The sequence below is a fragment of the Pseudomonas sp. NPDC079367 genome (assembly GCF_044542195.1).
GTDB lineage: Bacteria > Pseudomonadota > Gammaproteobacteria > Pseudomonadales > Pseudomonadaceae > Aquipseudomonas.
Map to the genome: position 1 here is coordinate 1 of NZ_JBITTW010000084.1, position 2,764 is coordinate 2,764.

At 58.3% G+C, this 2,764-nt stretch carries 2 protein-coding genes; both read left to right on the top strand.

Annotated features, from left to right (window positions below):
- Positions 1 to 208, top strand: a 208-nt coding sequence (gene rpsU / locus ACIGDJ_RS28170; protein ID WP_397504713.1) for a 30S ribosomal protein S21, incomplete at its 5' end; no start/stop codon positions are given.
- Positions 209 to 694: 486 nt separating this feature from the next.
- Positions 695 to 2,659, top strand: coding sequence for a DNA primase (gene dnaG / locus ACIGDJ_RS28175; RefSeq protein WP_397504714.1), 1,965 nt, complete (start codon positions 695 to 697; stop codon positions 2,657 to 2,659).
- Positions 2,660 to 2,764 lie beyond the last annotated feature (105 nt).

Genomic DNA, 2,764 nt, shown 5'->3' on the forward strand with positions numbered 1-2,764 from the left:
CGTCAAAGTAAAAGAGAACGAACCCTTCGACGTAGCTCTGCGTCTTTTCAAGAGCTACTTCGAAAAAGCCGGTGTAATGGATGAAGTTCGTAGCCGCGAATTTTACGAGAAGCCAACTTCTGAGCGTAAGCGCAAGGCAGCAGCCGCTGTTAAGCGTCACGCCAAGAAAGTTCAGCGCGAACAGCGCCGCGCCGTTCGTCTGTACTAATACACAGACGTTCGTAGCAAGCTTCTTGCCTAAGCCCGGCCCTCAGCCGGGCTAATGGCATTTGCGTAAAACGCTTGATGCTTCACCGTCGACGCCGCCGATGCGACCGAGACAAATCTGCTTCACCGCGTCAGGCCTGGCTCTTTTGCCAGCGGTGCACGTCTTTTCTGACGAGCCTTTCAAGGCTACTGACGAGCACACCCACTGATTCCTCTTACGACGATCAGCCCAAGGCACCTGTATGCGTGCCCGCGTTATTGAGCTATCCGAGGTCGACAACCGGCCGTCAGCGGATTCGGCGCAACACTTCCAAATAGTCGAAGACTGATAGGTACTAACGTCAGTGGATTTTCGGCAGATACACTTCCCGACAGCGATCACGCAGACGACACCGGTCGAGCCGCATATTTTGTGCGTTTCCAACAATGGCCCGCGTCCGACAGCCTGTCGCAACGGACTTATTACAGCGCAGACGACGAGAACGCCATGGCCGGGCTGATTCCCCAGAGCTTCATTGACGACCTGCTGAACCGCACCGACATCGTCGACGTGGTCAGCTCGCGCGTGCAATTGAAGAAGGCCGGCAAGAACTACACCGCCTGTTGCCCGTTCCACAAAGAGAAGACCCCGTCATTCAGCGTCAGCCCCGACAAGCAGTTCTATTACTGCTTCGGCTGCGGCGCCGGTGGCAACGCCCTCGGCTTTCTCATGGATCACGACAACCTGGATTTCCCCCAGGCCGTTGAAGATCTTGCCAAAGCCGCCGGCATGGAAATCCCCCGCGAAGAAAGCGGCCGCGAGCGCAAGCCGCGCCAGCCGACCGATTCGCCGCTGTATCCGCTTCTCACCGCCGCCGCCGACTTCTATCGGCAGGCACTCAAGAGTCATCCGTCGCGCAAGGCTGCGGTGGATTACCTCAAGGGACGCGGCCTGACCGGCGAGATCGCTCGGGATTTCGGCCTCGGCTTTGCTCCGCCGGGCTGGGACAATCTGCTCAAGCATCTGAGCAGCGACACCCTGCAACAAAAGGCCATGATCGAAGCCGGCCTGCTGATCGAGAACGCCGAAACCGGCAAGCGCTATGATCGCTTCCGTGATCGCGTGATGTTCCCGATCCGCGACACCCGCGGACGAATCATCGCCTTTGGCGGCCGCGTACTGGGCGACGACAAGCCCAAGTACCTGAACTCACCGGAAACTCCGGTATTCCACAAAGGCCAGGAGCTCTACGGCCTTTATGAAGCGCGCAAGAACAATCGCAACCTCGACGAAATCATCGTCGTCGAGGGTTATATGGACGTCATCGCCCTCGCCCAGCAAGGCTTGCGCAATGCCGTCGCGACGCTGGGTACCGCAACCAGCGAAGAACACTTGAAACGCCTGTTCCGCGTTGTGCCGAACGTATTGTTCTGCTTCGATGGCGACCAGGCCGGCCGCAATGCCGCTTGGCGCGCTCTGGAGGCGACTCTCCCGTGCCTGCAGGACGGTCGTCGCGCGCGGTTTCTGTTTCTGCCCGAAGGCGAAGACCCGGATACCCTGGTTCGCGCCGAAGGCACCGATGCCTTCAAGGCGCGCATCAATCAGCACGCGCAGCCGCTGGCCGACTATTTTTTTCAGCAACTGACCGAAGAATCCGATCCGCGCTCGCTCGAGGGCAAGGCGCACATGGCCACTCTCGCCGCACCGCTGATCGACAAGGTGCCGGGCGCGAATCTGCGCATCCTGATGCGCCAGCGCCTGACAGAAATCACCGGCCTGAGCAGCGAGACCGTCAGCCAACTGGTTCAGAGTGCGCCGCAGGAAGCACCGCCCGCTTACGATCCGGGCATCGATTACGACGCCATGCCGGATTACAGCGACTACCATCAGCCGCAGGCACAGGACATGTATGTGCCGCAGCAGGAATGGACGCCGAAGAAACCCGGCGCCGGCGGCAAGAAGTGGGACAAGAAACCGTGGGACAAGAATGGCAAGCGTGGCGGCGATCGCGAACAGCAGCGCCCGCGCACACCGATTGGTGTTGAATCGCCAACCCTGACGGCCCTCAGAACATTGCTCCATCATCCGCAACTGGCCAAGCGCGTCGAAGACGCCGGGCACATCGCCGATGAAAATCAGACCAACGCCCAGCTGCTTGTGGCGTTGCTGGAAGCCGTACAGAAGAATCCCAAGCTAAACTCATTTCAGTTGATCGCGCGATGGCACGGCACTGAACAGGGTCGCTTGCTAAAGGCACTGGCAGAAAAGGAATGGCTGATTGATGGAGATAACCTTGAACAACAGTTTTTCGACACCATTACTAGCTTGTCAGCCCGCCAACGCGAGCGAAATCTCGAACAGTTACTCAGGAAAGCGCGGCAAAGCGAACTGAGCGTCGAAGAGAAAAATCAACTGCGCGACCTTTTAAGTCGCAATGTTTCCGCATCAAACCCGACCTCAACTGGCGCGTGAGGTCATAGCTCAGGTATAATCCTCGGCTTGATATTAGCCCGCAAAGACATACAGAGGATAGGGTGTGATCTCCGGAAAAGCGCAACAGCAGTCTCGTATTATTCA

What these genes read in the sequence shown, in the direction of transcription:
- dnaG (WP_397504714.1), top strand. Translation starts at nt 695, where the DNA reads ATGGCCGGGCTGATTCCCCAGAGCTTCATTGACGACCTGCTGAACCGC.